25 protein-coding genes are annotated in these 25,813 nt (G+C 69.4%); 11 read left to right on the top strand and 14 right to left on the bottom strand.

All coding sequences use genetic code 11. The features are described 5' to 3' along the window. Nucleotides 1-175: 175 nt before the first annotated feature. Entirely contained in the window at nt 176-1,255 is a 1,080-nt protein-coding gene (locus tag ABZ919_RS40445; RefSeq protein WP_361258994.1) for an alkene reductase, read from the bottom strand. Nucleotides 1,256-1,530: 275 nt separating this feature from the next. On the opposite strand from ABZ919_RS40445, the gene ABZ919_RS40450 reads away from it, so the two are divergent. Further along, nucleotides 1,531-2,046: a MarR family transcriptional regulator gene (locus ABZ919_RS40450; RefSeq protein ID WP_361258997.1), complete on the top strand. Its 516-nt coding sequence runs from the start codon at nt 1,531-1,533 to the stop codon at nt 2,044-2,046. A gap of 606 nt (nt 2,047-2,652) precedes the next feature. On the opposite strand, the gene ABZ919_RS40455 is transcribed toward ABZ919_RS40450, so the two are convergent. Next, on the bottom strand, nt 2,653-3,276 hold the full coding sequence (locus ABZ919_RS40455; protein ID WP_361259000.1) for a DJ-1/PfpI family protein: 624 nt from the start codon (nt 3,274-3,276) through the stop codon (nt 2,653-2,655). Nucleotides 3,277-3,369: 93 nt separating this feature from the next. Here ABZ919_RS40455 and ABZ919_RS40460 point away from each other — a divergent pair, with 93 nt between their 5' ends. Beyond that, nucleotides 3,370-4,707 carry a PLP-dependent aminotransferase family protein gene (locus ABZ919_RS40460; protein WP_361259004.1) on the top strand — a complete coding sequence of 446 codons (1,338 nt, stop codon included), beginning with the start codon at nt 3,370-3,372 and terminating at the stop codon, nt 4,705-4,707. A gap of 194 nt (nt 4,708-4,901) precedes the next feature. Here ABZ919_RS40460 and ABZ919_RS40465 read toward each other — a convergent pair whose 3' ends face one another. After that, nucleotides 4,902-5,486, bottom strand: coding sequence for a DinB family protein (locus ABZ919_RS40465; protein WP_361259007.1), 585 nt, complete (start codon nt 5,484-5,486; stop codon nt 4,902-4,904). A gap of 254 nt (nt 5,487-5,740) precedes the next feature. Here ABZ919_RS40465 and ABZ919_RS40470 point away from each other — a divergent pair, with 254 nt between their 5' ends. Continuing rightward, nucleotides 5,741-6,319: a hypothetical protein gene (locus tag ABZ919_RS40470; RefSeq protein WP_361259010.1), complete on the top strand. Its 579-nt coding sequence runs from the start codon at nt 5,741-5,743 to the stop codon at nt 6,317-6,319. Between the two features lie 85 nt (nt 6,320-6,404). Continuing rightward, nucleotides 6,405-7,213, top strand: a protein-coding gene (locus tag ABZ919_RS40475) for an IS5 family transposase (protein ID WP_361259013.1) whose coding sequence is annotated in 2 segments (ribosomal slippage) — nt 6,405-6,744 and nt 6,744-7,213 — 810 coding nt in all. Because the reading frame shifts where the segments join, the coding sequence is not laid out codon by codon here. 5 nt (nt 7,214-7,218) lie between these two features. Here the strand turns inward: ABZ919_RS40475 and ABZ919_RS40480 are convergent. The 4 genes from ABZ919_RS40480 to ABZ919_RS40495 all read right to left on the bottom strand — a co-directional run bounded on the left by ABZ919_RS40480 (nt 7,219) and on the right by ABZ919_RS40495 (nt 9,589). Further along, nucleotides 7,219-7,968: a hypothetical protein gene (locus tag ABZ919_RS40480; protein WP_361259016.1), complete on the bottom strand. Its 750-nt coding sequence runs from the start codon at nt 7,966-7,968 to the stop codon at nt 7,219-7,221. Nucleotides 7,969-8,504: 536 nt separating this feature from the next. Continuing rightward, a complete protein-coding gene (locus ABZ919_RS40485) occupies nt 8,505-8,684 on the bottom strand; it encodes a hypothetical protein (protein WP_361259019.1) in 180 nt (59 codons plus the stop codon). 127 nt (nt 8,685-8,811) lie between these two features. Then, nucleotides 8,812-8,979 (bottom strand): hypothetical protein, encoded by a 168-nt coding sequence (locus ABZ919_RS40490; RefSeq protein WP_361259022.1) that lies wholly within the window; start codon nt 8,977-8,979, stop codon nt 8,812-8,814. 151 nt (nt 8,980-9,130) lie between these two features. Further along, the gene (locus ABZ919_RS40495) at nt 9,131-9,589 is read right to left on the bottom strand and encodes a MarR family transcriptional regulator (protein WP_361259025.1); all 459 of its coding nucleotides are present in this window, start codon (nt 9,587-9,589) and stop codon (nt 9,131-9,133) included. A gap of 182 nt (nt 9,590-9,771) precedes the next feature. Between ABZ919_RS40495 and ABZ919_RS40500 the strand changes: the two genes are divergently transcribed. The 5 genes from ABZ919_RS40500 (at nt 9,772) to ABZ919_RS40520 (ending at nt 13,322) form a co-directional block, all read left to right on the top strand. Continuing rightward, entirely contained in the window at nt 9,772-10,737 is a 966-nt protein-coding gene (locus ABZ919_RS40500; protein WP_361259028.1) for an alpha/beta hydrolase, read from the top strand. A gap of 101 nt (nt 10,738-10,838) precedes the next feature. Beyond that, nucleotides 10,839-11,912, top strand: a complete 1,074-nt coding sequence (locus tag ABZ919_RS40505) for an alpha/beta hydrolase (protein ID WP_361259031.1) — start codon at nt 10,839-10,841, stop codon at nt 11,910-11,912. A gap of 257 nt (nt 11,913-12,169) precedes the next feature. Beyond that, on the top strand, nt 12,170-12,367 hold the full coding sequence (locus ABZ919_RS40510; protein ID WP_361259034.1) for a hypothetical protein: 198 nt from the start codon (nt 12,170-12,172) through the stop codon (nt 12,365-12,367). A 3-nt stretch (nt 12,368-12,370) separates the two neighbouring features. Further along, on the top strand, nt 12,371-12,583 hold the full coding sequence (locus ABZ919_RS40515; RefSeq protein WP_361259037.1) for a hypothetical protein: 213 nt from the start codon (nt 12,371-12,373) through the stop codon (nt 12,581-12,583). A 538-nt stretch (nt 12,584-13,121) separates the two neighbouring features. Further along, nucleotides 13,122-13,322: a hypothetical protein gene (locus ABZ919_RS40520; protein ID WP_361259041.1), complete on the top strand. Its 201-nt coding sequence runs from the start codon at nt 13,122-13,124 to the stop codon at nt 13,320-13,322. A gap of 788 nt (nt 13,323-14,110) precedes the next feature. On the opposite strand, the gene ABZ919_RS40525 is transcribed toward ABZ919_RS40520, so the two are convergent. Continuing rightward, complete coding sequence (locus ABZ919_RS40525; RefSeq protein WP_361259044.1) at nt 14,111-16,456, bottom strand: ABC transporter permease; 2,346 nt, start codon at nt 16,454-16,456, stop codon at nt 14,111-14,113. Beyond that, nucleotides 16,453-17,196 (bottom strand): ABC transporter ATP-binding protein, encoded by a 744-nt coding sequence (locus ABZ919_RS40530; protein ID WP_361259047.1) that lies wholly within the window; start codon nt 17,194-17,196, stop codon nt 16,453-16,455. Before ABZ919_RS40530 ends, ABZ919_RS40525 begins: the two co-directional genes overlap by 4 nt. A gap of 129 nt (nt 17,197-17,325) precedes the next feature. Between ABZ919_RS40530 and ABZ919_RS40535 the strand changes: the two genes are divergently transcribed. Together ABZ919_RS40535 and ABZ919_RS40540 are read left to right on the top strand one after the other, a co-directional pair. After that, a complete protein-coding gene (locus ABZ919_RS40535; protein WP_361259050.1) occupies nt 17,326-18,207 on the top strand; it encodes a histidine kinase in 882 nt (293 codons plus the stop codon). A gap of 44 nt (nt 18,208-18,251) precedes the next feature. Then, a complete protein-coding gene (locus ABZ919_RS40540) occupies nt 18,252-19,016 on the top strand; it encodes a response regulator transcription factor (protein WP_361259068.1) in 765 nt (254 codons plus the stop codon). Between the two features lie 120 nt (nt 19,017-19,136). Here the strand turns inward: ABZ919_RS40540 and ABZ919_RS40545 are convergent, their stop codons facing one another. The 5 genes from ABZ919_RS40545 to ABZ919_RS40565 form a co-directional block, all read right to left on the bottom strand. Then, a complete protein-coding gene (locus ABZ919_RS40545; RefSeq protein ID WP_361259053.1) occupies nt 19,137-19,547 on the bottom strand; it encodes a hypothetical protein in 411 nt (136 codons plus the stop codon). Continuing rightward, nucleotides 19,544-20,440: a hypothetical protein gene (locus tag ABZ919_RS40550; RefSeq protein ID WP_361259056.1), complete on the bottom strand. Its 897-nt coding sequence runs from the start codon at nt 20,438-20,440 to the stop codon at nt 19,544-19,546. Before ABZ919_RS40550 ends, ABZ919_RS40545 begins: the two co-directional genes overlap by 4 nt. 48 nt (nt 20,441-20,488) lie before the next feature. Further along, nucleotides 20,489-21,031, bottom strand: a complete 543-nt coding sequence (locus ABZ919_RS40555; RefSeq protein WP_361259059.1) for a hypothetical protein — start codon at nt 21,029-21,031, stop codon at nt 20,489-20,491. Nucleotides 21,032-21,235: 204 nt separating this feature from the next. After that, nucleotides 21,236-21,562: a hypothetical protein gene (locus ABZ919_RS40560; RefSeq protein WP_361259062.1), complete on the bottom strand. Its 327-nt coding sequence runs from the start codon at nt 21,560-21,562 to the stop codon at nt 21,236-21,238. 18 nt (nt 21,563-21,580) lie between these two features. Then, nucleotides 21,581-25,537, bottom strand: coding sequence for a polymorphic toxin-type HINT domain-containing protein (locus ABZ919_RS40565; protein WP_361259065.1), 3,957 nt, complete (start codon nt 25,535-25,537; stop codon nt 21,581-21,583). Nucleotides 25,538-25,813 lie beyond the last annotated feature (276 nt).

Below are 25,813 nucleotides of genomic sequence, written 5' to 3' on the forward strand. Positions count from 1 at the left end.
TCGGGCGGGGCGACCTCGCTGGGCCGTAGCACCTCGGGCGCGCCGTACTCGGAGAATGTGATCGCAGTGGACATCGGGAACTCCCAGCTGAAAACAGGTGCAGAAGACATATCGGAGGGGACGGCTCTGACTCACAGTGCGGTCACAACAACGGTCACCCGGGGGACCGCGCCGGTCAGGCGTCGAGAGTCGGGTAGTCGGTGTAGCCGCGGTGGTCGCCGCCGTAGAAGGTGGCAGGATCCGGGGTGTTGAACGGACCGCCGGCGGCCAGCCGGGCCGGCAGGTCGGGGTTGGCCAGGAACAGCGCCCCGTAGGCGACCATGTCCGCGGCTCCGTCCTCGACCAGGGCCAGTGCCTCGGGCCCGGTGACCGCAGGGTAGGTGAAGGGGTTGAGGACGAACGTGCCCGGCCAGGCCTTGCGCAGCCGTGCGGTCAGCTGACGGTCCGGGCCCTCCATCAGGTGCAGGTAGGCCAGGTCCAGGCCGGCGAGCCGCTCCAGCAGCGCCTCGTACGTCTCGTACGTCGTGGCCGGATCGGTCTCGGCGATGTCGTTGTACCGATTGCCGGGCGAGATCCGCAGGCCCACCCGGTGGCCGCCGATCGCCTCGGCCACCGCGGTGACGACCTCGACGGCGAAGCGGATCCGGCTCTCGGTGCCGCCGCCCCAGGCGTCGGTGCGCAGGTTGGTGTTCGGCGCGAGGAACTGGTGGACCAGGTAGCCGTTGGCGCCGTGGATCTCCACGCCGTCGAAGCCTGCCTCGATCGCGTGGTGCCCCGCGTTGGCGAAGTCGGCGATGGTCTGGCGGATCTCCGCCTCGCTCAGCTCCTTCGGCGTCACGTAGTCCTTCGGCCCGTCGTGGGTGAAGACCTGGCCCTGGGCGGCCACTGCCGACGGTGCCACGGGCACCAGCCCGTCGGGCAGCAGGCTGGGGTGGCCGATCCGGCCGGTGTGCATCAACTGCGCGAAGATCACGCCACCTTCGCGGTGCACGGCGTCGGTCACCTTCCGCCAGGCCGCGACCTGCCCGGGGGTGTGCAGGCCGGGGGTGTCGGGGTAGCCCTGGCCCACCGGCGAGGGCTGGACACCCTCGGTGACGATCAGCCCGGCGCCGACGCGCTGCGCGTAGTAGGTCGCCATCAGCTCGGTCGGCTCCGCGCCGGGGCCGTAGGCGCGGCTTCGAGTCATCGGCGCCATGGCGATGCGGTTGGCCAGGCGCTTGCCGCCCAGGTTGATCGGATCGAACGCAGTGGTCACGTGCTCAAACCCTTCGGTACGGGTTGGTTGATGTGGCGGAGTTGCCCTGTCGGACGGGATCCGCGCGACCTCAACCGGATTACCTGTCCGAACAGTAAATGCCCGGAGGGCATTCCAGCAAACCGCCATGACGCCCGCCACAAAGCCCCAGGCATCGCATCCCGCGACCCTGGAAGTCACCCCGCTCGGCGTGGTCAAGGGAGCGCGGATCGCGGAGGGCGAGGAGAGGTATCCTGTTCGAGCAACATTCATGGAGGGCAGAGGAGAGTCAAACCATGGCGGAGTCCGCAGTCAGCGCCGAAGGCCGCAGCCCGGCCCCGGCGGACGGGGCCATCCCCCTGCCCTCCGCCGCCAGTGGAGGACCGATCAGCCATGCGATCTTCCGGGTGGCCCGCACCCACCGCATGCTCGCCGGACAGCTCCTGCGCCGCGTGGGCCTGCACCCCGGTCAGGAACTGGTGATGATGCAGCTGTGGGAACTCGGCCCGCAGCGACAGGTCGACCTCGTCCGCCTGCTCGACTCCGACGCCGCCACCATGACCCGCACCATCCGGCGCCTGGAGCACGCCGGCTTCGTACGCCGCTCGCCCTGCCCCGACGACAAACGCGCCTCCCTCATCGAAGCCACCACCGCCAGCCACGCGCTGCGCAAAGAAGTCGAGCAGCTGTGGCGCCAGCTCGAGGACGCCACCGTCGGCGACGGCACCGCCGACGAGAAGGCCACCGTCCTGCGCGCCCTGGAGGACATCGAGGAACGACTCACCCGCACCGCCGCCCAGCTCGGCACCTGACCGTGCTCAGCGCCGCCGAGATGACCGCACGCTCCCAGTCGGCGATTGCGCGAACCGTGGACCGGCGAGGGGCTCACACCGTCCAGCAACTACCGCCGATCACATGGCGGCCGGGCCGCTGTCCTGGAGAACGGGTTCGTCCGACAGCTGACGCCCATGGCGTTCAGGCGGCCGGTGCGTTCAGGGACTGCTGCTCGGCCCAGATGGTCTCGCCACACCGGCCGTAGCGGCTGCCCCAGCGGGAGGTGAGCCGGGCGATAAGGTACAGGCCGCAGGTCGGCCCGCCATGCCTACCGTGCCTTCGACAGCACCTTCGACGGCCGCCTCTCAGCAGGGCGCCGGTAACCCGACCACCCCAGTTGTACCGCTCGTTTGACCGGAGTTCTTGAGCGCAGGCCCCTCCCTTCAGGGAGGGGTTAGCTCATCCTCGGCGCGAGCCGCGCAGCGGCGGCCCGGCAGCTGCGTGACCTGCTCCACCGGCTGATCACCGCTGGGCAGTGACAGGAAGGCGCCCCGACGTTCTCGTCATCCCGGACGCCGAATACGACGCACCCCGTCTTGCGTTCCTGCTCAAAGACCTGCCGGTCGGTCACTGCTGGGGACTGGTCAGACGAGCGCCGGTGCGGGTGCGGGCAGGTAGGGAGTGATGTTGCGCCAGGCGCGCTCGATGTATTCCTCCTTCTCGCCGACCGGTGCGACATAGTGCAGTGCGTTTTCGGCGGCGTCGTTGCCCGCGAGGCGGGCGATGATCCAGGTGGCGAGGTAGTGCGAGGCGAGGCAGCCGCCGGCGGTGGCGATGTTGTCCTTGGCGTAGAAGGGCTGGTTGAGCACCTCGACGCCGGCGGCGATGACCCATGGCTTGGTGGTGACGTCGGTGCAGGCGGGGATGTCGTTGAGCAGGCCGAGCTTGGCCAGTACGAGCGCGCCGGAGCACTGCGCGGCGATGAGTTGGCGCGCGGGGTCCAGGGTGCGCAGGATGTTCATGATCGCCGGGTCTTCGACGACCTCGCGGGTAGCAATGCCACTGCCGATGATGACGGCGTCAGCGGCGCACGCCTCCTCGAGTGTGGACATCTGTTCGATGACCACCCCGTTCCTCGACGTCACTTTGGGGCTGGGGGTGGCGATGGTGACGCGCCAGTCGTAGGTCCTGATGCGGTTGAGCACACCGAGAGCGATCAGGGAGTCGAGCTCGTTGTAGCCCTCGAAGGTGAGGATGGCGATGTGCACGGCGGCTGTCCTTCCCTATGAGTGGGGTGGGTCTTGACGGTAAGGACCCGCGAACAGGACAGTCAAAGAATTGTCATGGATACAATTCGGCGCATGGCAGCCTCGCGGTACAAAAAGCTGGTTGACGCGCTCGCATCCGACATCCGGACCGGGCGGCTCGCCGCAGGCGTGCGGCTGCCGACACACCGCGGGCTCGCCGCCCGTGAGGGCATCGCCGTGGTGACAGCGACCCGGGTGTACGCCGAACTCGAAGCCATGGGCCTGGTGAGCCGGGAACAAGGCCGCGGCACGTTCGTGCGTGACATCGCGGTTCCCGCCGGTCACGGCATCGATCTGCAGATCGTCGCCACGGATGCGGTCGACCTCAGCTTCAACTATCCGTCGCTGCCCGGGCAAGCTGATCTCCTTCGGCAGGCCCTGCGGGACGTGGCCACCTCCGGTGATCTCGACTCGCTGCTGCACTACCAACCACATCGAGGGCGTCCCCAGGACAGAGCCTCGATCGCACGGCACCTGAGGCGCCGGGGAATCACCACCGACGCGGACCGGATCCTCATCGTCAACGGTGCGCAGCACGGCCTCGCCATCACCGTCATGGCCACGCTCAACGCCGGCGACGTCGTCGCGGTCGATGCACTCACCTATCCCGGTTTCAAGGTGCTCGCGCATGCTTTTCACCTCGACCTGGAGCCCATACCGACAACCACCAACGGGCCGAATCTCGATGCCCTGGAGAAGCTGTGCGCGACCCGCCCTGTGCGGGCGATCTACGCCATGCCAACTTTGCACAACCCTCTGGGGTGGGTCATGCCGGCAACCGACCGAACCCGCCTGATCAAGATCGCTCGACAGCACGGCCCGCTCATCATCGAAGACGCCTCCTACGCCTACCTGGTCGAGGACCCACCACCCCCTCTGGCCGCGACCGCGCCGGACATCACCGTCTACGTCTCGGGACTGTCCAAGAGTGTCGCCACCGGCCTCCGGGTAGGCTTCGTCCTCGCCCCGTCCTTCGCGGTGCCATCACTCGAACGCGCGATTCGGGCAACCACCTGGAACACCCCGGCCCTCACCACCGCCATCGCCTGCCGCTGGCTCGACGACGGCACGGTGGACCACTTGGAAGTGCAGAAACGAGAGGATGCCAAAGCCCGCCAAGCACTCGCCGGACGAGAGCTGGCAGGTCTGCCGCTCATCAGCCACCCCTCGTCCTACTTCACCTGGCTTCCGCTGCCCGACGATGCACGCGCTGATCGCCTGACCGCCGACCTTGCACGTCAGCACATCTCGGTAAGCACAGCGGAGCCCTTCACCACCTCGACGCACACGCCACAGGCGCTTCGCCTCGCTCTGGGTTCGACCGATCTGGACCGTCTCCAGTCGACGCTGCGCACAGTGCGACGAGTCGCTATCGAGGACGCCTGCGCCTGAACTTCACTCGACCAGCCGATTCCCGCCCGCACCGGCCCCTGCGGACGAAAAGCCGTCGAACGAGGCCGGGCTCTGGACGACGGCAGCAACGGGGCGGCCAGCTTCCAGAGTTCATCAGGAACCAGACGCTTCGAGAGATCAGCACCCACGACTGGCATCGTGCCGCACGAACATCAACTCACGTGCGACAACCTCTAAGCCTTGATTGGTTCGGCCGACCTGGCGGCCTGCTCGATCTTCGCGCAGTAGGCTGCACGGGCTTCCTCGTCGATCTGCTTCTCGTGTTCAGCGCGCAACCCGGTCCGGCCGTCGAGGCCCTCGCGCAGGATGTCGGCGTGCCCGGCATGCCGGATGGACTCGCCTAGGACATGGACAAGGATGGCGAACAGGTTCGTGTCGGCATAAGGCTCCGGCCACCACGGCACGTGGCCGGGGGCGTCGAGGGGAAGCTCGTGGATCGTCGCGTCCGAGTGTTGCCATGTGCGCCGATAGAACCCGGTGATCTGATCGCGGGTCTCGTCCTCGGTCGCCCAGTGATCGCTGCCGTTGGAGTCCTGCCACCGGGGCAGCGGTTCCGGGGAAGGGCGGTCGAAGACCTCGCCGAAGTACCTGGCCTCGACGGTGGCCACGTGTTTGACCAGACCGAGGAGGTTGGTCCCGGTCGCTGTCAAAGGTCGGCGGGCGTCGTATTCGGACAAGCCGTCGAGTTTCCAGAGCAGCGCCTTGCGGTCCCGCCGCAGTCTCCCGTGCAGGTTGTCCTTTGCGAATTCATCGATCATGTGGCATGAGCCTGCCATGGGCTGCTCGTGGCCTCAAGATCCCGTATGCGGTCCGCAACGACTGGCAGAGGCCGGGCCATGGCCGCCGCCCTGGCCTGCTACAAGAAGCTCGCGAAACCTGCCACGTGAGACAACCTCTAACTGATCGTTTCAGAATGACCTAAGCGGCGGTGGTCGCCGAGCCCTGTCGGCTGCAGTCGCCCGGGGGTAGCCCAGGTCCCAGCACGTCAGCGGCCCTGGCTATCGTCGATGTCATGGTCTCAAGCGATCACCTGCTCGATCTAATCTGGAGCAGGCCGGATATCCACGGGCTGCTGCGTGCGTCCTTCGAGTTCGACATCGAGCGGAAGGAGTGCGGTGATGGCTTGAGGCTTGCCTCGGGCGAGCCGCTGGAGCCGATCGCTGGAGACTTCACCGGCGGGGCGTACTTCCTGTGCGCCGAGAAAGGCGGCCGACGCGCAGTGGTGTTCGCCAGCTCTGAAGGGGCGGGCGGGCTGATCGCCGACGACTTGGCGGGCGCTCTGGAGATCATCATCGGGTTGGCATGGCAGGACTGCCTTGGCTTCTCCGGCGGCGGCGATCTGGAGGTCATGCAGACTTCCGCCCAGCATCTTGAGACCCGTCTGATCAGGACCAACCCGGAGATCGCCGAAGAGCGCGCTCGCGTGGCTGCGGCTCTGTCTCTGCGTGTCCTTCCCCTCCCTGACCTAGTCATCCGCCTGCATGCGGCAGCCTCAAGGACCGAGCCTGAATACGTGGTGACCGACGATGGGGACCTCTTCGGGCCACCGTTCGGCGAGCACTCGGAACCGCGGCACGGCGGCTGGCGCTGAGTCGGACGGCTTCCCGATCATTCAACGTGCCGATCTAGACTGTTCTGTTGGTGTTTGACGACTGGTCTCGGCAGACTCTGCGACCATGTCCGCTGACCTGGTTCCTGATGACCTCTGGGAGCGCATAGCTCCGCTTCTTCCCACAAGACCGGCTCGACGCCATCGGAACCCCGGACGGCTGCCGGTATCGGACCGCGTGGCACTGGCGGGCATCGTCTACGTGTTGCGCAAGGGAGTCGCCTGGCAAGACGTGCCCACCCAGGTCGTGGGCTGCTCGGGGGTGACAGCCTGGCGACGTCTGCGGGACTGGACCGAGGCCGACGTCTGGCGCCGCCTGCACGAGATCCTGCTCACCGAGCTGGGGGTCAATGGCGTCCTGGACACGGATGATTGCGCGGTTGACGGCTCCCACGTCAGGGCGCTGAAAGGGGGGATCATGTGGGTCCCTCCCCAGTGGACCGCGCACGTCCGGGGTCCAAGCACCACGTGATCGTGGACCGGCACGGCACCCCACTGGCCGTGTCGCTCAGCGGCGGAAACCGCCACGACGTCACGCAGCTGATCCCGCTCCTGGACGCCATTCCCCCTATCCGGGGCCCGCGTGGACGGCCACGCAGCAGACCCAAGCGGTTGTTCGCGGACCGCGGCTACGACTTCGACAAGTACCGCCGCTTGCTGTGGAAGCGAGGGATCAAGCCGCAGATCGCGCGTCGCGGCACACCGCATGGCTCCGGGCTCGGCAGGACACGCTGGGTGGTCGAGCGCACCTTCGCCTGGCTCCACCAATTCAAACGGCTCCGCACCCGCTACGAGCGCAGAGCCGACCTCCATCAGGGACTGCTGGAACTGGCGGCCAGCATCATCTGCCTCCGCCGACTCCAGAGATCATTCTGAAACGATCAGTAAGACCGTGTCCTACGTGGTGAGGCGGTCGTTGGTCTCGGCATGGGGCGGGGTACGTACTCGGCGCGCTGCTTCACCTCCCGGGCGTGCTGGGTGGGGGCTTCGGCCGCCATGCGCGTTCGCAGCGCCTTCTCCTCCTGCAGCTTGCCCGCCGCCGCGGTGTAACTCGCCGCCTGGCTCCGGAACTCCGCCGCCTGGCGCTCGGCGGGCTCGGCGTCCCGGGCCACGGCGCGGTCGGTGATCCGCTCGACGTCCGGGAGCCATTCGCACATCGCGGCGAGCCGGGCCTGCAGCTCGTCGACGGTGTGCGGGGTCTCGGCACGGAAGCCCGGCGGCTCGGACCAGCTGATCGTCTCCGGGTTGCGGATTGCGGACCACGCCTCTCGCAGGGCATCCTCGGCGGCCCGCCGGGCCCGGACGATCTCCCGGTACGCCGCGCTCTCCTTCGCGGCGTACTCGTCGGCGAGCGCGATCGTCTCCTTGCGGCTGGTGCCCGCCAGGCGCAGCGCGATACGGGACTTGCCCTTCGCCTCCTGCAGCTGCCGGCGGACCTCCTGGTGCCGCATGGCCTTGTCGGCCTGCTGCCCGTTGGCCCGCTCCGCCGCGGCGGTCGCCGCGAGCTGGTCGGCGCGGTCCAGGATGTCGCGGGGGTGCAGGGCGGGGTTCCGCGGTCGGCGCGTGGCCTTCACCTCGAGGTCACCACGGGCCTGCAACTCAGCGTGCGCAGCAGCGGGGCGATTCAGCATGCGGCGGACCATGCACACCGCACGTGGTTGGCGTCGCGCGCTCATATCAGCGTCAGTCCTTCCCACTCCAGGTCGGCCGTCGGTAGGCTCCGTTCACCGTTTCTGGTCGAGGGGGGCTGGGCATGGCGAGTGAACGCTTTGAAGCATTCGGGGAACTCAAGACGCTGCGGCAGTGGGCTCGTGACCCGCGGTGCGTAGTCAAGAGCGACCTTCTGCACCGACGGGTACTTGCAGGGGGATGGAACCCGGAGAAAGCGATCACGACTCCGCCCACGTGGGTGAAGCGGGATTCGCTGGAAGCCGACCGCGCGAAGCCTGCCATCCGGACGTATGTCCCTTCCGCTCCCGCCCCGGCACCGAAACCGCGTAAGAAGCGGAGACCAGCGGCCCAGGGGATAGTGAAGCGGGTTCTGGCGTCTGAGCCGGGGTGGCAGGACACAACTGCGAGGGTCGTGCCCCTGGTCGATGGGCAGGGCAACAGCGTCAAAGCGATTCCCAGTGGCCTGCCGTCCCTGGGGAAACGGCGCTGATCCGCCTCACATCGTCTCAGTGAGGATGTGCAGCGCGAACCAGCCGCTGGACCTGAACCAGACAACGGCGAACACGGCTCTGCCGGCTTTGCTGGTGCGGGTGTGGAACAGCCTGCGGACGTTCTCCGACAGGGTGTCCTCATCGCGCTTGCTGGCGAGGGCGACGGCCGCGGCGACGGCGAACACGGTCGTCCAGGCGACCCAGAGGGCTCCCGAGACGGTAATTCACTCCTTGGGTTCGGCTGTGCGGGTACGGGGCGGGGGCCGTGGCCGTCGTACGGGGCGGCCTGGCCGACGGCGAGGATGTCGGTGTTCAGACAGGCGCCGTCCTGGCCGGTGACGGTGGCCAGCCACCTGCCGTACTTCTCCCGGCATGGGTTTGCACCACCAGGTCGGGGCCGTGCTCGGCGAGCCAGTCGGACACCCACGCCTTGGCGGCTTTGCCCGCCGGGGTGTTCTTCTCGGCGGCGTTGAGGCCCATCAGGGGGAATCGACGGAATGCCCTGGTCAGGGCCGATGCAACCTCTGTGTAGATCGTTTCCCGCGTTGCCGGGCGATTTTTCCCACGCCGCAGGCCAGATGCTTCGGCGATGGATGCGGAGACACCGCACCAGCTTCGCTCGCCCGGTAGCTCAGCTGCGGGTGACGTTCCTGGTGAGGAGGCGGAGCAAGTTCTTGGCCGTGGCGTCCTGCTCGGGTGTCAGTCCCATGGCCTCGCCGATGGCCGCAGGGACGGGACGAGCCTTATCGCGAAGATCCGCACCAGCCGGGGTGAGGTGGATGGAGACGGACCGCTCGTCCTCGGCACGTCGTTCACGGCGGATCAGGCCACCGGCTTCCAGGCGCTTGAGCAGCGGAGAAAGGGTGCTGGATTCCAGTTGGAGCGCGGTGCCCAGCTCACGGACGGATATGGAGTCCTGCTCCCACAGCACCAGCATGACCAGGTACTGCGGGTAGGTCAGGCCCAGGTCGTCCAGCAGGGGCCGATAGCGGACGGTGACCGCCCGCGAGGCGGCGTACAAGGCGAAGCACAGCTGGTCCTGGAGCAGGAGCGAGCCCGGCTCAGCGGCGTGGTGCCCGTTCTCGTCCATGGCTTCGGTCCTCACATCGAATGATCGGCGAACGCCATTCTACCTCTTCCAGGCGCCCGCGATTATGTAGCGCTAGATTAAGTTGTGCACGACTGAATCGTGCAGTACTGTTCCAGTCAGCCCCGCCGGACGGCCGGGCCCACCGCTCGCCGCCCACCGCCATCCCCCATGAGGAGCGACCCATGTCCGAGACCACCACCCGCCCGGTGCTGGAGCCCGCCGCCGCAGCCTTCGCCGAGGCCACCGCAAACCCGCCGTACCTGTTCGACCTGGGTCCGGCCGAAGGCCGCAAGACCGTCGACGAGGTCCAGTCCGGCGAGATCACCAAGCCGGAAATCGCAGAGGAGTGGGTGACCGTCCCCGGCGGCCCCACCGGATCGGTCAAGGCCCGCATCGTCCGCCCCGCCGACGCTCAGAGCGTGCTGCCGGTGATCATCTACATCCACGGCGCCGGATGGGTCTTCGGCAACGCCCACACCCACGACCGCCTGGTCCGCGAGCTGGCCGTCGGCGCCCGGGCCGCCGTCGTCTTCCCCGAGTACGACCTGTCCCCGGAGGCCCGTTACCCGGTCGCCATCGAGCAGAACTACGCCGTCGCCCGCTGGATCGTCACCGACGGCGCCGCGAAGAACCTGGATGCCACCCGCATCGCCGTGGCCGGCGACTCCGTCGGCGGCAACATGGCCGCGGCGCTGACCCTGATGGCCAAGGAGCGCGGCGACGTCCCCCTGGTGCAGCAGGTGCTGTTCTACCCGGTCACCGACGCCAGCTTCGACACCGGCTCCTACCACCAGTTCGCCGAGGGCTACTTCCTGCGCCGGGACGCCATGCAGTGGTTCTGGGACCAGTACACGACCGACGAAAGTGAGCGCGCCCAGATCACTGCGTCCCCGCTGCGCGCCACCACCGAGCAGCTGACCGGTCTGCCCCCGGCGCTGGTCATCACCGGCGAGGCCGACGTGCTGCGCGACGAGGGCGAGGCCTACGCCAACAAGCTGCGCGAGGCCGGCGTCCCGGTCACGGCGGTGCGCTACCAGGGCATCATCCACGACTTCGTGATGCTCAACGCCCTGCGCGGCACCCACGCCGCAGAGGCCGCCATCACCCAGGCCATCACCACGCTGCGCGACGTTCTGGGCACCAACTGACCAGGCAGCACCCACCCGATCTGATCCATCTGCAGCCAGCAGGCGTTCGAGCGCAGGGCACGCCGCCGCCCGCACCCCGTACAACCAGGAGATATTCCGTCATGTCCGCACCCTCCCCCCGCATCGGCCGTAAGATCGCGCTCGCCGCGACCGTCCCCTTCGTCGCAGGCATCGTCGCGGCCGGCAACGCTCTCGCCTCCCCTGCCTCCCCCGGCTCGCCGAGTGGGCACTCGTCGGTCGTGCTGGAGCACGACGCCCAGGTGTTCGCCGATGCGGCGGCCAAGAATCCCCCCATCTACACCCTGTCCTACGCCGAAGCCCGTAAGGCCCTGGACACCGCACAGTCCGGCCCGGTCCCGCTGCCCCCGGCAGACGTCTCTCACCGCACTCTTCCCGTCGGCCCCACCGGCAAGGTGACGATCCGCATCGTCCGGCCCGCCGGAGCGACCGGCAGGCTCCCGGTCGTGATGTACTTCCACGGCGGCGGATGGGTGCTCGGCAACGAGGGGACCCACGACCGCCTGGTCCGGCAGATCGCGAACGGCGCACACGCCGCCGTGATCTTCGTCGACTACACACCCGCCCCCGAAGCGCACTTCCCGATCCCCATCGAGCAGGCCTACGCCGCCACCAAGTGGGTCGCCGAGCACGGCAACGAGATCAACGTCGACGGCTCGCGGATCGCCCTCGCGGGCGACAGCGTCGGCGGGAACATGACCGCCGCTGTCAGCCTCATGGACAAGCAGCAGCACGGGCCGAAGCTGCGCGGCCAGGTCCTCTTGTACCCGGTGACCAACGCCGCCTTCAACGACGCCTCCTACCGCGAGTTCGCAGGCGGCCCATGGCTCACCCGCAAGGCCATGCAGTGGTTCTGGGACGCCTACGCCCCCAACACCAAGGACCGCAACCAGATCCTCGCATCCCCGCTGCGCGCCACCCTCAATCAGCTCAGCGGACTGCCGAAGGCACTGGTCATCACCGACGAGGCGGACGTACTCCGCGACGAGGGCGAAGCCTACGCAGCCAAGCTCCGCGCCGCCGGCAACGACGTGACCGCCGTGCGCTACAACGGCGCCATCCACGACTTCGCGATGCTCAACGCCCTGCGCAACACCAACGCCGCCCAGGCAGCGGTCGCCCAGGCCAACACCTTCCTGAACAACGCGCTCCACTGACACGAACACCCGACCCCCGTCAGGGACCTGGGGGCCGGCCCAACAGGCCAGCCCCCACACCAGTTGACCCGCGCCGCCACGCGGCCCGTCTTCTCAACGGGATCAACGCGGAACCTTCCGGTATGGGAAAACCGCGGGGGGCGGTCGATGTCCCGTACCTGTCCGCACGCCCCGTCAAGTCCCGGCTCTGACCGCGGCAGCCGACGTCGACGACCTGGCGGAGCGGGAGCGGCGGCTGGCCCCTGTTCACCGAGTTCGTGCTGGACGCCTCCGTACGGCCCCTCCACACCCTCCTGAGCGAACTGGCAGAGGTCTCCCTGGGCATCGACGCCACCCCCGTCCGGACGTTCTCCCGCAGTCGCCGTACGAGGGGCCCCGAACTCGCCACCGACCCGGACGCCGGCTGGTACGTACGCGAAGGCGACCACCGGAACCCCGATGCAACCGTGTCCTAGTCCATGCGCCCAGCTCCTCCACCGACGAAACCGGGCAACGCCAAGGCCACCGAGGACAAGAAGAAGACCTCGCTCAAGAAGAAGTACCTCTTCGGATACGACGCCCACCTCATCGTGACCCGTGACGCCGAGCACGACGCAGTCCTCCTCGACAACGGCACTCCGAACCCCGACGTCCTCCCGACCCTCGTCCTCGGCGTCGCCCCGGGCAGCTGATGCGCCCCGCCTGGTGCCCAGAAGCGATGGTGCGAGGACACGCGACCGCCAACACCCGAGTGCCCCCTCGCGCCGGCAGGACGCACTCGCGCATTCCGCTCCGCACCAGCGCCACCCGGCAGAGCGCTCATGCGTTCCACCGTTTTGCCCGACGCCACCAGTGCCGGCCGCTACCGTCGCAGCATGGTCAAGGCAGTGGAACGGCCCATCCTCAGGGCCACCCTCGCGCGCGCCGCGCTCGCGGCCACTCACGACGACCCGCTGCTGTACGCGGCCGCGTCGCTGATGCTCCTCGCCGGACTTCGCTCCGGTGAGGTCGGCCAACTCCTGGTGCACGACTGGGCGCCCGCCGAAGACCCGAAGCTGACGGTACGCGGCCTCCGCTCCTCGGAAGGCCGGACGATCCGCGTGTCCCCGTCTGCGGCCGCCGCAGTCGACGCCTACCTCGACGACCATGACCCGCGGCCGGGCGAGCTCCTCCTGATGGGCCTGCGGCCCAACGGTGTCCAACCACTTCCTGCCCTAACTGTTCCGCGACATGATGCGCCCGGCTGGCTTCGACGTCACCGTGCACGACCTCCGTCGCGCCGCGGAGGCCGCGGTGCTGGAGGATGGCACACCAGCGGCGCACGTCGACACGTACTTCGGAATCTCGACGACCGCGGTAGCCCTGGCGTCGATTCCCGACGGCTACGACCGCGGCATCGCCGCTGTCCTGGAGACGACCTTCGGCGCCTGATCGCGGCGCGGCCCGCCGGACCATACCGCTACTGCCGGCGGGCCAGGCACCCCCAAGGTGGCGCCCCTTCGCGGGGGACAGGACACTACGCCCAACGTGGCCGCAACGGTAGATGTATGCAGCCTTGAGGTCGGTCACACGCCCCAGGACCGACACGACAACCGTTATCATCTAGGCATCCGGAAGTCGTCGGCGACATAGACGAGAAGGACTGGCCCGCAGCGCTCAACCGAGCGCTGGAGCGCGTCCGTCAGCTCGATGCTCAGATGGTGCGCGAGCGAGAGGAGACGGCGGCCAGGATCGGTGCCCTCGTCTCCAAGCTCGGCGGCGAGGTCGTTCTCACGGCCGACGATCTGACCTCATCGATGGGGTGCGACACGCATGGCGAGTCTCGTGAGTCAAACGCGTACACGGCGGCCGCTGTCCTCGGCGCGCGCACCGGAAGGCCGTCCACGTGCGCTCGCGCTGGTCAGCACGTACACCTGAGCTGTGGTCCTCGCACCGTCAATCGAGCCCATGCTCGCTGAGGCCTGGTCCGTGCTGCCGCTCGACCGGGCGCTTCCAGGTGGGCTGGCGATCGAGCAGAAGTTATGGACAGGGTTTGAGATTGCCCGTTGTCCACGACGAAAACGGGGTTGGGCCCCTCAACATGAGGGACCCGACGCCATACATGCGTTCAGTTCTGGCGCGCGCACGCCGACGCGGTCTTGGCGTCCGACGCAGTGAGGCTGGGGCCGACGGAGTCTCGTCTGACGCGTCGACGCCGCAGCAGGGGCGACCGCCAGCCGTCACTCGGTGTGCAGGACACGGGCGATGGTCTGCCGGGCCGCCGCACGCGCCGGCAGCACCGCACCCAGTGCGGCGATCGCCACCCCGGCCAGCACCAGCCACGTCATCAACCCTGGGTGCCACACGTCCAGCATCCGTGCGGGGAAGGCGAGGTGGGCGCTGTGCTCGGTCAGGGGGATCACCACACGGTAGGCCGCGACTCCCAGCGGCAGCCCCAGGACCCCGCCGACCAGACCGAGGCCGGTCATGGATACGACCAGCATCACCGTGACCTGCCGTGGGGTCATGCCGATCGACTTCAGCATGCCGAGGTCGCGCCGCCGCTCCCGGGCACTCAGCACGACCGTGTTGAAGACCCCCATCGCGGCGACCACCGTCAGCATCAGGGTCAGCACGGAGGCGGAGCTGATCACCGTCACCGCCCCGGCGTTGACCGAGGGCTGCCCGTCCGGGTAGAGCCCGGGGTCGGCAGCTCGTACCGCCTTCATATAGGCGCTGGCATCGGCTCCGGGGAGGAGGCGTACCCAGTACTGGTTGGCCTGCGCCTGCGGTGCCAGGGCAGTCACCGTCGTCCAGTTCGCGCGCACGAAGTCCGACGGCCCGGACATGACCTCCCCGACCAGTGTCACGCGCTCCGTCCGGCCGTCCGCCGCGCCCAGCGTGAACGAGTCACCGACGCGCAGGTCGTGCTTGGCCAGGAACCTGCCGGAGGCCACCACCTCGCCGGGCCCATGCGCCCACCGGCCCCTGGCCAGGTCGTCCTGGAGGGTGGACCGGCCCCCGCGCGCTCCCTCGATCGTCACATCCTGGCTCTGCCCGAGCATCCGCACCTGGACGAAGCCCACGGCGGACACGTCCGCCGCATGGGGCAGGGAGCGCAGCAGCGTCTGTGTCGCGGCGTCGCCCTGGTGCGGAGCAGTCTCCCCGAACCTGGGCTGCCCGGTGTAGACGACCATCTGCGTCCTGTCGGCGCCTTCGACGGCCTTGCCGTAGGAGACCATGGTGGCCGACAGGCCGGTGGCGAAGGTCACCGTCGCCACCCCGAGCAGTACGGCGGAGACCGTGAGCAGTGCCCGTCCCGGCCGGGCGAAGGGCAGGCCGAGGCCCAGCGTCACCGAGCGCGGCAGCCGCACCCCGCTCAGCCACCGCTGCACCGCCGGCCGCCGGCCGCCACCGGGTGCGCTGCCCGCGCTGATCGCCCGTGCCGCGGGCAGCCGGTGCGCGCGCATTGCCGGGATCAGCGCGGCCAGCAGCACGACCGTGGGCATGCCCAGCGCCGTGGTCATGTACACCCAGGAGCTGACCGTCGGCCTGAGGTCCACCGTGCCGAAGTCGGCGCCGTAGAAGACCTGGTGCAACAGCGGCCGGGCCACCACCGCGCCCAGGGCCGTGCCGATCGCCGCGCCCGCCGTCGCCGGGAGACAGACCATCATCAGGTAGACCGTGACCACCTGGACCGGCGTGAATCCCACGGACTTGAGCACCCCGATGTGCCGGAAGCCGGACACGACGGCGCCGCTCACCACATTGGCCACGATCAGGACCGCCACCAGCAGGCCGAGGATGCCGAAGGCCATGAGAAACGGCACGAAGGCGTTGGGCTCGGCGGCGAGCTGCGCCTTCAGCGTCAGATAGGACTGGCGGGCGACCAGCGATCCGGGCGGCAGGCCGGCGCTCACCGCCGCGGTGTCCGCCGTGATCTGCCGCTCCGACGCGGCCCGGTCGAACCGGTAGAGCATTTGGTACATCGTGGGGTGTAGGGCCCAGATCTGCCGTGGGGAGACCCATGCCTGGGCGGTACCGCTCACGCCGGAGGCGAGGCCGACGACGGTCAGCGGCGCCAGCCCGGGCAGCCGGAGCCGCTTCCCGATCGGAGAGCGCGGCCCGTCGCCCATCCCGGGCGCGTCCGGAAGCTCCAGGACCATCTGGCCGGGGCCGGTGGCCCAGTGCCCGGCGAACAGGTCCAGCCGGTCGACGGGGCCGCCGGGGCCCGGCCGGCCCACCACGGTCAGCGAGCCGGGCCCCAAGCCGGGCAGATCGGCGACCGCGCTCTGCGACAGGTCGACCACCGCTTCCGGGAACGGCCCGGCCGAGGCCCGCACGCCCGGTCGGTGCGCGGTCCGTGCCAGCCGGGTGCCCGAGACCATCGTCGCGTCGAACGTGGCGACGACATGTGCTCCGTGGGCCTGGCCGAAGATCCGGTCGAACGGCCCGGACGCGACGTCCAGCAGCCCGAGGGCGACCACCAGGGCCACGGAGGACACGAGAACCACCGCACCGATCACGGCAGTCTGCAGCCGGCGGCGGCGCACGGCCGCGCGGGAGGCCCGCCACACCGCGCTCATGCCGACCGCTCCGGGGTCCGCTCGCCGGTGATCCGACCGTCCGCCATCATCACCAGGCGGCCGGCGCAGCGCGTGGCCAGCGTCTGATCGTGCGTCACCAACAGCAGCGTCTGGCCCAATTCGTTGAGGTCGATGAGCAGGTCCATCACCTGCTCGCCCGCGTGGCTGTCCAGCGCGCCGGTCGGCTCGTCCGCCAGCAGCAGCGCGGGCCGGTTCATCAGCGCGCGGGCCACCGCCGCCCGCTGGCGCTCGCCGCCACTGAGCGCGGCGGGGTAGACGTTCCTGCGGTCGGCGATGCCGAGTTCGTCCAGCAGCTCCAGCGCCCGGCGCCGGGCCTGACGAGTGGGCGTTCCGGTGAGCTGGGCGGCCAGGGCGACGTTGTCGATCGTGGGCAGGTCGTCGATGAGGTTGAAGAACTGGAAGATCATGCCGATGCGGCGGCGCCGGAAGAGCGCCAGCCCGGTCTCGTTCATCGCGCCCAGGTCCTCGCCGTGCACGCACACCGAGCCGGCGCTCGGCCGGTCAAGGCCGGCGATCATATTGAGCAGGGTGGACTTGCCGCAGCCGGACGGCCCCATCACCGCCACCGCCTCCCCGGCACCGATCTCTAGCGACACCCCGTTCAGGGCGACGGTGTCGCCGTACTCCTTGCGCAGGCCGCTCACCCGGACGACGCCCTGCTCGTGCACGGCGGTCGGACCGGCCCCCGCAGTCGTGCCGCTGATGTCTTCGGTGGTCATGACAGGCACGGTAGGCGGCGTGGGCAGCCCCGAGCGTCAGCCCCCGGAGGTATCCCGCGACGGCGGTCATCCTGGCGATGTACGGGGTGGAACCGGAGAGGGACGCCCGCTCCTCGACCGGCTGGCACGATGGACGACGTGTGGAGATCGGAGACGGGCTGGCTGCTCATCGCCCTCACGTCCGTGAGCCTGGCGGCGACCGGAGGCGCCACCCTGCTACTGGCGCGGGCTCACCGCCGCTACCGCAAGCTTCTGGAGGACCGGCGCTGGCTGCTGGAGCGCGAGCGGGAGGCTGCCGCCCGCACGGCGGTCGCGGCCGAGCGTGCCCGTATCGCACGGGAGTTGCATGACATCGTCAGCCACAAGGTCAGCTTGATGGTCGTCCAGGCGACCGCCGCCCGCGAGGTACTCGACACCCTGCCGGACGCCGCGCAGACCGCACTGCAGGCCGTCGAGGGTGCCGGACGCGATGCGATGACCGAACTGCGACACCTGCTGGGCCTGTTGGCGCCGTCGCCGGACGGCGACGACGACCGGACCGGGCGCGACGGCGAGGGCGACCCCTCCGCACTCGCACCCCAGCCGAGCCTGAGCCAACTGGGCACCCTGGTCGACCGGATCGCCTTCGCCGGCCTCCCGGTCGAGGTGCGCATCTCCGGGGAACCGCGCCCGCTGCCGCCCGGCATCGACGTCACCGCCTACCGGGTCGTGCAGGAGGCGTTGACCAACGCGCTCAAGTACGGCGACGGCGGCACGGCGACCGTGATGGTGCGCTATGCGGACCACGGTCTGCGGGTCGAGGTGCTCAACAGCGGACCGAGCGTGCTGTCCGCCGGCCCCGCGGGCACGGGAGCGCGATCCGGTGGCCGCCAGCGCCGGGACGACGGAGCGGGGCACGGGCTGATCGGTCTGCGCGAGCGTGTCGCCGTCTACGGAGGCCACTTCGACGCCCGACGCCGCGTCGGTGGCGGGTACCGTGTCCGCGCACGCATCCCCCTGGAGCGCCCGTGACCCAGCCCGCCGCCCACCGCCGCGTCCCCCAGTTCCCGAATCGGATGCCGAACACCCAGGAGCCAGGACCGGACCAGAGCAAGGAAACCGTCGCCCCGCGCGTCCTCATCGCCGACGACGAGGAACTCATCCGAACCGGCTTCCGCCTCATCCTCACCGCGCGCGGCATCGAGGTCATCGGCGAGGCCGCGGACGGCGTACAGGCCGTCGCGGAAGCCGAACGGCTACGCCCCGACGTCCTCCTGATGGACATCCGGATGCCCCACCTGGACGGTCTGGAAGCCGCCAAGCGCGTCCTGCGGCTGCTCCCGCGCTGTCGGGTCCTCATGCTCACCACGTTCGACCTCGACCGCTACGTCTACGCGGCGCTCGCCGCCGGGGCGAGCGGCTTCCTGCTCAAGGACGTCACCGCCGCCCACCTCGCCGCGGCCGTGCGGCTGGTGAACACGGGTGACGCGCTGCTCGCCCCCTCGATTACCCGCCGTCTGGTCGAACGCTACGCGACCACCCACGAGGCCGACAAAGCCGAGACGGCTCGCCGGGCCGCCGCTGCGGTGACCGTGGACCGCACACCCCCGCTGCACCGCGACCTCGCTCCGCTGACACCCCGCGAACGCGAGGTGCTGGTCCTCATGGGCCGGGGCCTGTCGAACACCGAACTCGCCGACACCCTCACCCTCAGCGAGGCCACCGTGAAGACCCACGTCGCACGGATCTTCGCCAAGCTCACCCTCCGCGACCGCGCCCAAGCCGTCATCCTCGCCTACGAGACGGGCCTGGTCACCCCGGGCAGCTCCACCGCCGATTGACAGCCCTTCCCCAGCACGCAGCACCGACGCTCGCCAATCCTCTTCTCCCATCGATCTGCAACCGTCACATCTACGTGGTGCTGCCGCGCTCGTGTGTCGAGCAAACCGAATGGGTGCAGTTCAGGGCTGTGTTTGCGGGGAAGTTCGGCTGCGGGCGGGCAGGGCAACGACGGTGGCGCCTTGACGCAAGGCGTCGTTTTCGAGGGTGAGCTGTCGGATGGCCTCCTCGTAGAGGGCGAGGGTCCGGCGCAGGTCGGTGTTCTCCTTCCGCAGTCGGCGGAGGTTCTCCTCTTTCCTCTCATCGGTTTCTGGCCGGTCCGTGCGCGTCTCGTCCTGGGTTGGTGTCGGGATTCGGCGGCGGAGGTAGGTGTCGAGCAGGTCGGCATAGTGGCGGTGGAATGTGGCGTGGGGGATCCCGAGGTGCCGCTCGATGGCGCTGACGGTCGGGCGCCGTCCGCTGGCGGACGCCTCTTGAAGGATGGTGTCGATGGCGGCCTTGACGGTGTCGGCGTCGGGCAGAGCACGTTTCACTCGGCGGACTCCGGATCGTGGCGGGCGAGGAACACGGCCGTGGCACGGTGCTGTTCCTGCAGGCGGTGGCGGATATACGGGGCGAGGTGGTTAGCGTCGGCCAGGGCTTTCTCCAACTGGGTGAGGTGATCGGTCAGGGCCTGGAGGTTGGCGGATGTGAGGGCGGTGTTGCGGCAGGCCAGGGGCTGGCAGTCGGCCATGGCCGGATGTTCGCCAGGGTCGGCGGATGTGCGGCACAGGGCGCGGTCGGGGTTGTAGACGCAGGTGACGAAGGTCCCCGGGTACACATGGGGGTCGTGGCGGGCCACGATGCGGCGCAGACGTGCTTCGTCGGTGACGAACTGCCCGTCGAAGAGGGTGTGGCGGGCGAGCTCAGCGAGCCGGGCCTCGGCGCCGGCCGGTCCGGTCAGCGTCGGCCGGTCAGCGTCGGCGCCCACCTCAACGAGCGGCTGGCCACGGGCGAGGGCCTCTTCGGCTTCGACCTCGTCCCGGAACCCGGAGTCGCTGGTGCCGGCGTAGCCCTCGAACATCTGAATGCCCTGGTGGCGGTATTGCAGGGCTCTCGCGATGGTGCCGCTCGGGCGGCGGGCGATGAACCAGGCCAGGGTCCGCCGGAACTGGCGCGTAGTCAGCCGAGGCAGCCGGCCCCGGTGCAGTGGTATCCCATCCGGACGGCCGTGGTCGCTGCAGTAGGAAGTGATCCAGGAGAGCAAGAAGGCGATGTCCTTGTTGGTGGTGTTGCTGTTAAGCACCGGGAATGCCGTGCGGCGCGGGTGGTTGCGGCGGGAGCTGAGCGCCGGGGCGAGGAGGTAGGGCTGGTCCTCTGGCTGGACCCGTTCCAGGACAGCGATCCCCCGGGCGACGGGGGCGGTGACGACCCAGGTGGCCTCCACGCCGTGGACGTCTTCGCCCTTGAAGGCGAGGCTGCCGAGCCGGTGCCGCTAGACGTGCCCGTCCGGGGCCTGGTGGATGCTCAGGCAGCCGCGCTGGAGGTGTTTGATCTCGGAGTCGCGCATGCCGGAGAGGCAGGCGATCACGATCCAGCAGGCCACCTGCAGCAGTCGCTCCAAGCGGGCGACGTCGTAGTACGAGATGCGCTCCAGCCATGGCCGACCATCCAGCCGCCCCTGGGGAGCGTGCGCGAGGGGACAGTCCGTGTCGACTCCGACGTCGCGGGCCACCTCCGCGATCATCTGCCGTGGCCGGGCCTCGTCCAGGCGGTGTACGGGATAGCCCAGCGGCCGGGCGAGGTAGTTGGTGCTGGGGAAAGGCGCCCCGCGACGGCCGGAGGCCAGGCGCGCGGGTGCAGCCGGCAGCGGGTGCCGCCTGCGGCGAAAGTCGTCCAGCAGTTCCGCCAGGGCGGTGAGCAGATCGGGGTCGGCGGGCGGCCGGGCGTCGATGGCGTCACGCTCGTCGCGGGCGGCCAGGACGTCGTCGGCAAAGTCGTCGACCCAGCGGATCGCCCAGGTCAGCAGTGGCCCCACGACCTGCTCAACGCGTGGAGCAGCTGTCCGCCATCGGCATGCGATGGGCGTAACGGCGCGCAGACGAGCATCGGGGCCGGGCAGTGGACGATGACGTGAGATTGCCCCCTGCCCCGTTAATGGTGGGCAGGGGCACCCTCACGCCCTGGTCCGGTTCTGCTAGCCACGGGCCCAGGTGATCTCTCGCTGGCCGGCGGGAGCGGGTCAGTCCGAGCCGAGCGTCCGCAGGTAGTCCCGCAGCAGCGAGAACAGTACCGCTACTGCCTCTTGATTTTGCTCGGGGGAAAATGAGCGGACGTCGGACACCCTCAGTTTCGGATCCACTTCACACAACACCAGTCCCCACCACGTCAGTTCCTTGCTGCCGGTCCCGCGCTCGGCCAGCCAGGCGCGGAATCCCTTCATCGTGGCGGTCTCCGAGTACATGTCGAACCCATCCAGAAAGGCACAGACCTCACTGAACGACTGGGTCATCGTGTACATTCCGACGCGGTGCTCGAGGATGTCGAGTACTTCTGGAAGCTTGGTCACAGGCACTGTCCGCCAATCTCAAGGGTTTGGAGAGACGAGGGTCCAGTCGTGGTCCTCTGGATATGACCATTCGGTCTTCCATTGATCGAGCGGCATACCGTCGGGACCCGTAAACTGGTCGTACACTCGGCCGTCCTTCAAGACGAATGTGTGATGCCCCCACGATTCGTTGGCGAGTTTGTAGTCGCCCAGGCTGGGGAGACCGTCTTTGGGCGTGATCGTCCAGATCTCTCCGCCCATCTTCTTCTGGAGCTTGGCTGCAAACTCGTCGCAACCTGCATTATGCACCAGGACCGGGGTCGAACCTGCCAGCACGTAGTAGGTGTGGAAATCCTCGACGGTGAGGTTGTAGGTACGTACGCGCTGGTCGAAAGCGCGGTTCGCCTGCACTCGCACCGTGCTCCCGTCGTTGCTCAGCAAGGTGGAGCCGGGTCGCAGGTCGCGTGCCTTCACCCAGCGGCTCTGCGACGGGTTCCAGAAGGGATGTTCGTAGGTGGCGGTGAGCTTCCGCGGGCCGCCTGGCGTGACGATGGTCAGCTCGTCGAAATGCTTGTCGCCGTCCGTGATGATGAGACGGGTGACCCTGTGCGGCTCGGTCTTTCCGGTGAGCGGATCTGTCGCGACGACCTTGTCGCCTTCCGCAACGTCCTCGATCTTCTTCGTCGAGCCACCGCCCATGAGTACTTTCGTGCCGGCCAGGAAGCACTGACCGCAGCTCTCCTCCGCACCACCGGCTTCCTCTTGCTGGGCCTCACGCAGGGCCTGTCCGAGACCGTTGTTGAATCGGCTGATGCCGTCGGTGATTCCGTAGATCCCCGCGCCCGCTATCCCGGTACCGACGACGATGGCGGGTGCTCCCTCAAGGCAGCCGATGATGGTCAGGCACAGGCCTCCGCCCGCGACGTCGATCGAGGCGCCCGAGCCGACGCCGATCATGCCCCCTGCCGTCTCCAACAGGCCTTTCCAGATGTCGGAGTTACCGAGGATGGCCTGACCGTAGTCGCCGATCGTGTTGGCGGTGTCCTTGAGCCAGCCCGGTACCCAGCTGCCGTCGTCCTTCTGTTGGCTCTTCTTCAGCTGCTCCTCGTACCACTGCCGCCATTTCGCCTGTTCTTGCTGCTTTTTGGTGACTGCAGTGCGGTAGGCGTCCATTTCTGCCTGGGCGGCGGCGGTGGCGTCCTTGCCTGCGGCCAAGGCTGAGACCCGGGCTTGCTGGGCTGCTGTCCAGGCCGAGTCGGCGGAGCCGCGTGCTGCGGTGGCTGAGTACTGGGCCTGGGCGGCGGAGGTGACGGCTGCGGCCGCGGCGTTCTCGGCGTCCTGCCGGGCGTTGCGGGCGGTGTTGGCCGATGTGGCGGCATCCTTGGCGGACTGTTCGGCCTGGGTGGCGTAGCCGTCGGCCTGTGTGGCGTACTTCTTCGCATCTGCGGCGGCCTGGGCGGCCTGCTTGGCGTAACCGGCGGCTTCGTCTTTGGCCTTGGCCGCGTCGGCTGCTGCCTTGCCCGCCTCGGCCGCGTTCTTCTGTGCGGTGGCGGCGACACCCGCGGCCTGTGCGATCAGCTGCTGGATCTGGGATTCGTGCGTGGCGCCGAGCTGGTCCTGGCGCTGGGCTTTGTATTGGCCGACGGTGATGAAGAGGTGCAGCAGGTCGGAGGGCCCTTCCAGGGCGATCCGTGCCGCGGCCTTCACCTCCGGGCCGTTGCTGCTGTTGTGGGTGTCGGCGAGCTGGGCGGCGCGGACGCGTTCGTCCTGGGTGCGTGCCTGGGCGTCGTCGCTGGTGATGAACTGGCGCAGGGCGTCCGCCGTGTCGGTGTTCAGCGTGGTGCGTCCGGCCTGCTGTTCGATCGGTCCGGCGCCTGCGATGGTCCGGGCGATGTACAGGCGCATGTCCTGCTTCATGGCCTCGTACTGGCCGGTGGCGAGGAACGCGCTCACCGCGGAGTCGTCTCCGTCCAGCGCCTTGGAGGCGGCGGCGCGCACGTCGGCGGAGCCGGCGTGCGTCGCCAACTGCTGGACGTCCTCACGGTCGTCCTGGGCAGCGGACTGCTTACGGCCGGTGCGGATGTAGTCGGTCACGTCCTGGTCGGAGCCGGCCAGGGCCACGAGGGCTGCGGACTGGCTCCAGGCGCGGCCGGTCTTCGCGGCCGCCAGGGCCACCTTGCGGGCCTCGGGAGCGATCTGCGCGGCATCAGCGCCGGGCTGGGCCGCCTGGTCGGCGAGCTTGGCCGCCTCGGCCTGCAGATCCTTGGCCTGCTGCGTGGCCGCCTGCTGCGCCGCGGTGCGCTGGTCCTCCTGGGCCTTGAGGTCCTGGGCGCGGTCGATGGCCTCGTTGGTACGCGCCGTGAGCTGTTCTGCGTCGATGCGGACGGCGAGGTCGTGGACCTTCTGGGCTTTGGTGACCGCGGCACTGGCGGCGTCGGCGTCCTTCTTGGCCTCCTTGGCGTGCGCGGCGGACTGCTTGGCGGCGGTCGCCGCCTGTCCGGCGTGGGCGGCGGCGTCGTCTGCCGCCTTGGCCGCATTCTCCGCATGCGTGGCCGCGTCATTCGCCGCGTCGCGCGCCTCACCGGCATCGGTGGCGGCCTCCTGTGCCAGCGATTCGGCGGCGTCGGCGGCACGGGCCGCTTCGCGGGCGTGCCGGTGCGCGCTGGCCGCGGCGTTCGCGGCCTCCTCAGAGTGGGCGCCAGCCTGGTCGGCCAGGGTATTGGCCTGGTCGGCCGCGTTCGCGGCATCGGTGGCGTCACTGCCCGCACCGCTGGCCGCCTTGGCTGCGTCGGCGGCCTGGGCGGCGGCGGTGTGGGCCGAGTCGGCAGCCTGGGCGGCAGCGCGGGCGCCCGCGGCGGCGTCGCGGGCCTGCTCGGCTGCCTTGCGGGCGGCACCTGCCTGGCCGGCGTCGATGGCCGCGTTCGCGGCCGCGTCCCGGGCCTGGGAGGCGGCCTGGGCGGCACCGTCAGCGGCCGCCGCGGCGGCGGAGGCGGCATTGGCGGCGACCCTCGCCACATTGGTGGCGGCGTTGGCCGCGTCGATCGCCGTCTGCGCGGCGGTCGCGGCCTGCTTGGCCGCGCTCGCGGCGCGGGCAGCGGCGGCGGCCGCGTGCTGGGTGTCCTTGTGCGCGGCCTCGGTCTCGGTCTCGGCCTTCTGCGCCGCTGCCTTCGCCAGCTTCGCCGCGGTCACCGCTCGGGCGGAGGCGTCCTTGGCGGCCCGGGTCTGCTGCCCGGCCAGCTTGCCCGCCTTGGCCGCCTGGTCGGCGAGCTGCGCGATCGTGGCGTGCTCCTGGTCGTGGGCACGGGACACGTACTGGCCGACCTGGAGGAATTCGTGGATGTCGTCGGGGGTGCCGTTGATGGCGATGCGGCCGGCTGCCTGGACGTTCGGTCCGCCGGCCGCGATGATCTGGGCGACCTCGACCCGCTCGTCCTGTTCCCGGTCGTTGTACTGGTCGTTGTCGAGGAATCTCTTGATGTCCTCGGGGGTGCCGTTGAGCGCGGCGCGGCCCGCCTTCTGCACCTCCGGACCGCCCGCGTCGATGATCTGTGCGACGCGGACCCGCTCATCCTGCTCCAGCGGCTGCTTCCAGCCGTCCTTCAAGAACACCTTCAGGTCGTCCGGCGTCCCGTCGAGCGCCTTGCGGGCAGCGTCCTGGAGGCTGAGACCGCCGACACTGGCGAACTGGGCGACGGCCACCCGCTCGTCCTGGACAGCGATGTCGGAGGCCTGGGAGAGGAAGTTCTTGACGTCGTCGTCACTGCCGACGAGAGCGACTTCGGCGGCGGCTCGTACGCCGGGGCCGCCCGTTTCCCACAGGCGTACCACCTTGGCGCGGTCAGTGTCCGGAAGCGCACCGGAGATACCGGTATCGGTCGGACCGGTTCCGTCGGCTCTGGCGGGGGCGGGCGCGGGTCCCAGCAGGCCCAGGACGAGCGCGCTGGGCAGCAGGCCCAGGCACAGCACGCGAACTGCGCGCTGAGCCCCTGCTGCCACGCGCCCAGGGCGGCGTGGATGTGTCACTGCGGACTCGATTCGTTCTTTCGGTTGGAGGTGAGGCACCGCTCGTGTGTGTGCCGCTGGGGCCATTGGTCACTGGCTCCTGGGCAGCGCGGTGCCGGGGGGGCGGCTCATGGGTTGTTCGCGGGCCGCTCCCACAAGGCCGTGTTCGGGTGTGTCAGTTGGTGGGTGCGAGTTGGATTTCGGTGTGGAGGCCCTTGGCGTCGACGCCGGTGAAGTAACTGAGGTGGCCGTCGTTCCAGCGGACGAGGA

It is taken from the genome of Streptomyces sp. NPDC046759, assembly GCF_040645475.1.
Lineage (GTDB): Bacteria > Actinomycetota > Actinomycetes > Streptomycetales > Streptomycetaceae > Streptomyces.